Below are 7472 nucleotides of genomic sequence, written 5' to 3' on the forward strand. Positions count from 1 at the left end.
AAAGGAACATGTATCTTTTCCAATTATGGGTGTTACCTCATGTTGTTGCTTTAAAATCAATGAGTTCCCGAATAATTATCTAGAGGTCTGTTTCTATGAAAGTAGTTGCTTTAGGGTCAATGGCTGCTCTGCTACACCTAAGCGCTGCGCTGCCGTGAGCCCTTGCTTATCTTGGTAGCACAGATTGTGCCAAGCTCTAAATATGTCGAGCAATGGAAGAATGCCCCCAGGACGAAGCTTACGTCTGGGCTCATTGATGAAGCTATCAAATAACAGCTGGAAGCGTTGTTGATAGAACTTGGTTTGCTGAATTGAGGCAGTGTTAAACCACTGTTTTGGTTCTGGATTGTTACCCGTTAGGTAGCAAATACCTTTCTGGTTATCACCTTGATTTGCGATAGCCCAACGATCGCGCCACCAACTCATGTGAACGATGTCGATCTTTTCGAAACTTTGATCGTCTTGCCAGCCGGGATCTTCCTCTACATACATAAGGTCAATATTTTGACTCTGAATGCGCGGCAAACATACACTTAAAGCGGCAGATCTTAGTAATGGATCTTGTGGCATATAGATAGCGACATGCTTGTCTTCATTACACATATCAAGCACATGTAAGAAGTGAGCATAAGAGGTATAAGGCGGTCGAATCAGCGCGCCTTTTGAAGGGTAGCTAAATGTGGTGAGGTTACCCATAGGATCCTCAACGTTACCTCTCGCTAGAATCACTTGGTACTGCTGTTCAATACGCTCTTTCAACTTGTCAGATGGCTGAGGTTGTTCGAGGTTCGCTTCTGATGAGTGATCTTTGGATACAAAACGCGCAACGTCATCGTAAGGATTGTGATCAACATTCCCTGAAGGCTCTTCATTTTGAGAATAGTTGACGTGTTGGCAAAGGATATAGCCAGAATGCGCTTCGCCAGTCGCTATCCAAACCACACCGTTGTTACTTTGTGGCTGTAGACGCTGGTAGTGGGATGCGAACTCGTAATCTTTGGCATGATTAACCCATCGTGCATCGATCATCGCTAATTTACGACGGCAACGGCTCGCGATGTGGTCAACATGATCATAGAAAGTCTTTGGGTTGATCTCAAGTTTTCTGCAGATTTCACGTACGGAATAACCCATGAACAATAAGCCCATGAGGTTTTCTTGAAATTGAAGTTTTTTATTGGATCCAGACCACTTGTCAACGAAGGTTGACTGGCAGTCTTTACATCGATAACGCTGCCTGTCGCCACTGTAGCCGAAGGCATGGTAAAGATGTTTGTGGGTATGAACCGATAAGCCGAAGTTATCGCAATCATCATTACGACAGGCAGGGAGCCCATCGCTGTGAAGTTGTCTTAGGCGATGAAGTTCGCTTAACACTTCACGATTGTTAAGTAAGGGGGGGAAAGCTCCACATTCACGACAAACCATCGCCGGACGCTTAGGGTTTGCGTGTTGCAAAACATACCGTTTTGCATCGCTCAAGCCAAAGTTGTCACACGCCAATGTTTTACAAAAGTTGAGTTGCAAACCATCCGCATCTTTTGGCAGCTTGTCGTTAGACACGATCTCCCCCTCGGGATTATTTGAGCAGCCAAGTAAGCTTGGCTGCGGGGTAACGCTTTTCAATGTATCTTATTCAAGTCGTTAGATGTTGATTGCAGTCTCTAGAGCCACTTTCATCATGTCGTTGAAAGATTTTTGACGATCTTCAGAGCTTAATTTCTCACCACGGATGATGTGGTCAGACACTGTTAGGATGGTTAGTGCTTTAGCACCAAGATCCGCAGCAACACCGTAGATACCAGCCGCTTCCATATCAACACCAAGGATGCCTAGCTTTTCCATTTTCTCGAAAAGGTCAGCTTCTGGAGTGTAGAAAAGGTCTGCAGAGAATACGTTACCAACTTTAACTGGAACTTCTTGTGCACGTGCTTGGTTTACAGCTTCTTCTAGAAGACCGAAATCAGCGATTGCAGCGAAGTCGTGGTTGTTGAAACGAATGCGGTTTACTTTTGAGTCTGTAGAAGCACCCATACCGATAACAACGTCCATTAGTTTAACGTCGTCACGTACCGCACCACAGCTACCTACGCGAATAACGTTTTTCACGCCGTATTCAGCGATAAGCTCGTGTACGTAGATGCAGCATGATGGGATACCCATACCGTGGCCCATTACAGAAACTTTCTTACCTTTGTAAGTGCCTGTGTAACCAAACATGTTGCGAACGTCACAAACTTGCTTCACGTCATCAAGGAATGTTTCTGCAATGTATTTTGCGCGAAGCGGGTCGCCCGGCATAAGTACTGTTTCTGCGAAATCACCAGCTTGAGCATTAATATGAGGTGTAGCCATGGTCGTTCTCCAAAGTTTAAACGGTAATGATAGGAACAGGATTTAATCAATTACCGATTCTGTTGAATTGAATTCGTTTTGTTGAGGCAATATTAGCGAGTTAAAACGAGGCTCCATGAGACTTTAGTCACAAAACCGCTTTGCCATTATAGTTTTATTAATATTGATAACCAAATGTGTTGAAAGCGTAAAGGCAATCGATTTTGTATGGGTAAATTGCACGATATTTAAAGAGAAATCTCGAAATACAAATCTGTTGCATATTGTCTTCGAGGCAACAATACGTTGTAGAGACGTTTGATCAGCGATAATCTAAACTTTGATAAAGAGACAAACCAAGGAATTTTATGTCGTATTGCGCTAACTCGACGCCTTCGCACTCGATGAAAACACAGTTACAGACGAAAATAAGGTTACATAAGCTAGCGTTGGTCGCTGTTAAATCCACATTGATTGCTGTTAAGTCCACATTGATTACGATTAGAACGACTTTGTTTGCTGTGAGAACAGCTTTACTTGCTCGGGTAATCATTTTGCTTGCTGGCGCGATGACTTCGTCGTGGGTGTCTGCTGCAACTTTTGAGTTGCCACCAACAGAAAGCCGTATCGTGGGCAGAATACAGCAACACGAAGTTGCGGCGGGTGAAACCTTGGCGATCATTGCAAAGCAATACGATATTGGCTTTCTCTCTTTAATGGCGGCAAACAAAGGGGTCGATCCTTTTCTTCCTGCTGAAGGCTATGTGTTAAGCATTCCTAGCCGTTTGATTCTGCCGGATACTCCGAGAAAAGGCATTGTGATTAACCTTGCCGAGTTGAGGTTGTACTACTTTGAGCCTGAGAAAAATCAGGTGCATGTCTTCCCTGTCGGTATTGGACGAGTAGGGCGTGATACTCCCGAAATGATCACTAAGATAAGCCAAAAACGTCCAAACCCGACTTGGACTCCTCCAAACTCAATTCGCAAAGAGTACTTAGAAAAAGGGATTGAGCTACCAAGAGTGGTTCCTGCTGGGCCTGAAAATCCTTTAGGTGAATATGCATTGCGACTTGCCTATGGTGCTGGTGATTATCTGATACATGGTACCAACAAAGACTTTGGGATTGGCTTGCGAGTGAGCTCTGGGTGTATCCGTATGGAACCTAAAGATATTGAGTGGCTTTTTGAGCAGGTGAGTCGTGGTGAACAAGTCACAATAATCGATGAGCCTATTAAGGTGTCTTTAGAGCCCGATAGAAGTGTATTTGTTGAAGCTCACGAACCTTTGACGCGAAGTGACGGCTCTAAGAAATTACTGCAAATCCCTGTTGAATTAAAATGGTGGCTTGAAGACGCTGATCTTCCTAATTCAAAGGCAAAAGCAGTTATCTTTGCTCAAAATGGTGTGCCTGTTGAAATCGCACCACCTGTGATTGAGTTCTAATTTGATAGGTTGTGAATAAAGCCTTATAGCTTTCTTTCTCTTCCCCTCAATAAAAAACACCACCTCTAAAAGAGGTGGTGTTGTCAATTTACTGCATGTATATACGTCTTTTGAAATCTACAGCTTCATTGAGCTTCTATCTCAATTACTTAGTGTAAGACTCAGCAATGTTGTCGATACGGTCGTTAGCACGATCCGCTTCTTCTTTTGCTGCCATAGCCGCAGCTGATGCTTCTTGAGCTTTCATTTCAGCAGCCGCTTTGTCACTCTTAAGCGCTTCTACTTCGCTGCTTAGCTCAGCAACTTGGTTAGTTAGTTGGTCCATTTCTGATACTGCTGCTTCTTCAGGCTCTGAAGAACAACCAGCTAAAATAAATACTGAGGCTGCAGCTGCGATTAACGTCTTATTCATAAGAACTCCTTGCTTATTTATCATCAAAAGATGCGCTATACATTCTTTATCATATAGTCGCTTCATTAATGATTGTAGCGACTAATTTTTTAACTGCAAAAACAATAACTAAAGAAATTGCTAAATTTTTGAGGTAATTAGCTAAGCATCACGTTCTGTCTCAATTCTGAGATGAGGGGTTTCGAGGTCGTTTTGATACTACTTTGGAGAGTGGTCCCTTTGTTAGCAACGCATACAATGTTCTAGTTAACATCAGATAAAAGGATAAATTTACTGTGATCTCTATCCTTATAAAGTACTTTCGCGGTATCATGTCACGTTAAATTAATTTTATTCAATACCATCATGACTGGAGAGTCCTTTGCACTTTAAAGATTTAGGCTTAGATAACCGCTTACTGAAGAACTTAAAACATTACGACTTCAAGAAAGCGACAGAGATCCAATCAAAAGCGATCCCTGTTGCTATTGCTGGTAAGGATCTATTGGCTTCATCAAAAACGGGATCAGGTAAAACATTGGCGTTTGTGTTGCCGATGATACATAAAGCATTAAAAACAAAAGCGTTTTCTGCTAAAGATCCTCGTGGTGTAATTTTGGCTCCTACTCGTGAGCTAGCAAAACAAGTTTACGGCGAGCTGCGTAGTATGCTTGGCGGTCTGTCTTACGAAGCTACACTTATCTTGGGTGGTGAAAACTTTAACGACCAAGTTAAAGCCCTGCGTAAGTACCCTCGTTTTATTGTTGCGACTCCAGGTCGTCTGGCCGATCACCTTGAGCACCGCTCACTGTTTTTAGATGGTGTTGAAACGCTAATTCTTGATGAAGCTGACCGTATGCTGGATTTAGGTTTCGCACCTGAATTGCGTCGCATTGCGAATGCAGCTAAGCACCGTCGTCGTCAAACGTTGATGTTCTCTGCGACGCTTGATCACGCGGAAGTGAATGGCATTGCAAATGAAATGTTAGACGCACCTAAGCGTATCTCTGTTGGTGTTTCTAACGAGCAGCACCTTGATATCACTCAGAAGTTCTACCTGTGTGACCATCTCGATCACAAAGAAGCGATCTTGGATCGTGTGATTGAAGAAGCTGAATACCGTCAGGTGATGATCTTCACTGCAACTCGTGCCGATACTGATCGTTTAACGGATAAGTTAAACGAGAAGAAGCTTAAAGCCGTTGCATTGAGTGGCAACCTAAACCAAACGCAACGTAACGCGATCATGAGTCAATTTGAGCGTGCGGTTTACAAGATCTTGGTAACAACCGATGTTGCTTCGCGTGGTATCGATATTCCAAACGTAAGCCACGTTATCAACTTTGATATGCCTAAGCATACAGAAGAGTACGTGCACCGTGTTGGTCGTACTGGTCGTGCGGGTAACAAAGGTGATGCAATCTCTTTGGTTGGTCCAAAAGACTGGGACAGCTTTAAGCGTGTTGAGCTTTACCTTCAACAAGATCTTACTTTCTCTGTGCTTGAAGGTCTAAAAGGTAAATTCAAAGGTATTAAGCCTCGTAAACCTGCTTTTGCTAAAGGCGGACCTGCGAAGAAGAAGACCAGCACCCAAGTTAAGAAAACGCCGAAGAAACCGGTTAAGCGTGATAAGAGCTTCCACCAAAATGTGGCTGTGGGTGATACCGTGTTTATCCCTAAGAAGAAAGTCGCACCAAAAGTGGACGACGAGTAATCAACTTGCGTGACCTAAAAGCTTAGCTTTGAAAGGTTGATGCAAAAAAAACCGCCAATGATGGCGGTTTTTTTGTATCTGTATTTTGTCTATTTCTCGTCTCTCTTTATCTTGCCCTATGCTCTTTTAACTTCTGAAAAGTTTGAAAGGACTCTTATCTTTGCATCTATTCAAAGTCGAAGGTCGAAAATGAAGACATGAGAATATTATCCGCTAGATATTTATGAATTGCAGTAGTTGGGTGCGTCACCCCCCAAAACACATAGCGGTCTGAGCCATAGGTCGAGCAATCATTAGTCAAGCTATGGCGATATAAGTAATCAGAAGCTGAATGGCGTTGAATATCTAAACATGCATCCGTAGCGTTCTGAAATCCATGCTGCTGCGGGTTTTCAGTAATGTGGTTAAACAGATCATGAGCATTGAAAAGTACGACATTGACCCCCCTAGTTTGGTAATACTCAGCTTGCTCTTTGATGAAGAGGTTAAACTCAATTATTTTGCTCTGAACAATAGAAATTTCGTCTTCTGTTGAGTATTTAAATTGTGGAGCTTTTGTGGCGTCAGGGAGGGTGAAGAGCAAAATGTTTTGAGCTCCACTTCCTGTTAAACGAATTAGAGCGCTGCTGAAATCAGCTTTTACATCAGCGACCGACCGTTCGTAATTCATAAAGTCGTTAAGGCCGAACTCCAAAGTAAATAATGAGTTTTCTGGACGGTAATTCTTTGCGGCTTCCATGTATTTCAGGTACGACGTGACTTGGTCATAAACACCTTTGAGGACTCCATACTGATTTGTGCCTGCAGCTCCACCAACTGCCCAGTTATACAGAGGTATGTTTTTTTCTCTAGCCAGGTACTCAGTCCAGACTAAGCCATTTGAGAAGTGACCTAAGAACCATGAGTTAGCATTGGGAAGAACCCATTGCGAACCGTTGAATAAGTTTCCAGTATCAGAAAGGCTATCCCCAAATGTGATGATTCGATTAATTTTATTATCTTGGAGTTCTTCGTCATTGGTCCATATTGAGTGGTTGTAGGAGAACCGACTGTCTGCTGCAAAATAAGTGATGTCGGCGGCATCATGCTGGATGTCTAGTGTCTCTTCGCAACGTTGTTCTATTTCTGATTGTGGTGTTCCACTAAAGAACATGTTTTTATACGATGAGGGCGACCACCAATATCCATCAATAGTGTAGTAATTGCCATCTTCGTTTCTTGCCCATTTCCAATCAGTTGCAACTGAGTCATTCGATATGTCGGTTCGGTACCAGCATCTGATATATGATCGTGTATCAAGCATCTGCCCTTGTGCTACTTCGTCAGGAATTGTTGCATCTAGAGGCATTGATGTATCGGCGATAGCTGATGCAATTAGAGGCATTGTCAACGTAAATACCAAGATCATTTTCTTCATTTTAGAGTACTCATTTAGCAAAGTAAGTAAGGTTAATTACTTTATTATTAGGGCGTGTTGATCTTTGCTGTACATTTCGCGTTCAACAATACATCGGTAGCCACATTAACATGAATGCCAGCGATAACATGCTGGCATAATTCCTTTCTAGTTTGTCATATCTACTTGAAA

At 42.8% G+C, this 7472-nt stretch carries 6 protein-coding genes and 1 pseudogene; 2 read left to right on the forward strand and 5 right to left on the reverse strand.

The features are described from left to right. Positions 1–93 precede the first annotated feature (93 nt). Complete coding sequence (locus H5300_RS12085; protein ID WP_004732073.1) at positions 94–1563, reverse strand: hypothetical protein; 1470 nt, start codon at positions 1561–1563, stop codon at positions 94–96. 81 nt (positions 1564–1644) lie between these two features. Next, positions 1645–2355: a purine-nucleoside phosphorylase gene (gene deoD / locus H5300_RS12090; protein WP_004732072.1), complete on the reverse strand. Its 711-nt coding sequence runs from the start codon at positions 2353–2355 to the stop codon at positions 1645–1647. 347 nt (positions 2356–2702) lie between these two features. On the opposite strand from deoD, the gene H5300_RS12095 reads away from it, so the two are divergent. Beyond that, the gene (locus H5300_RS12095) at positions 2703–3779 is read left to right on the forward strand and encodes a L,D-transpeptidase family protein (RefSeq protein ID WP_182796048.1); all 1077 of its coding nucleotides are present in this window, start codon (positions 2703–2705) and stop codon (positions 3777–3779) included. Between the two features lie 145 nt (positions 3780–3924). Here H5300_RS12095 and H5300_RS12100 read toward each other — a convergent pair whose 3' ends face one another. Next, the gene (locus H5300_RS12100; RefSeq protein ID WP_004732066.1) at positions 3925–4191 is read right to left on the reverse strand and encodes an Lpp/OprI family alanine-zipper lipoprotein; all 267 of its coding nucleotides are present in this window, start codon (positions 4189–4191) and stop codon (positions 3925–3927) included. A gap of 361 nt (positions 4192–4552) precedes the next feature. Between H5300_RS12100 and H5300_RS12105 the strand changes: the two genes are divergently transcribed. Further along, the gene (locus tag H5300_RS12105) at positions 4553–5884 is read left to right on the forward strand and encodes a DEAD/DEAH box helicase (protein WP_004732064.1); all 1332 of its coding nucleotides are present in this window, start codon (positions 4553–4555) and stop codon (positions 5882–5884) included. A 166-nt stretch (positions 5885–6050) separates the two neighbouring features. Here the strand turns inward: H5300_RS12105 and H5300_RS12110 are convergent, their stop codons facing one another. Both H5300_RS12110 and H5300_RS12115 read right to left on the reverse strand, forming a co-directional pair. Continuing rightward, positions 6051–7301, reverse strand: coding sequence for an SGNH/GDSL hydrolase family protein (locus H5300_RS12110; protein WP_102442357.1), 1251 nt, complete (start codon positions 7299–7301; stop codon positions 6051–6053). A gap of 82 nt (positions 7302–7383) precedes the next feature. After that, positions 7384–7472: pseudogene (locus tag H5300_RS12115) on the reverse strand (IS5/IS1182 family transposase); the annotation flags it as partial.

The sequence above is a fragment of the Vibrio sp. SG41-7 genome, from assembly GCF_014164465.1.
In the GTDB taxonomy this organism is placed as follows: Bacteria; Pseudomonadota; Gammaproteobacteria; order Enterobacterales; family Vibrionaceae; genus Vibrio; species Vibrio splendidus.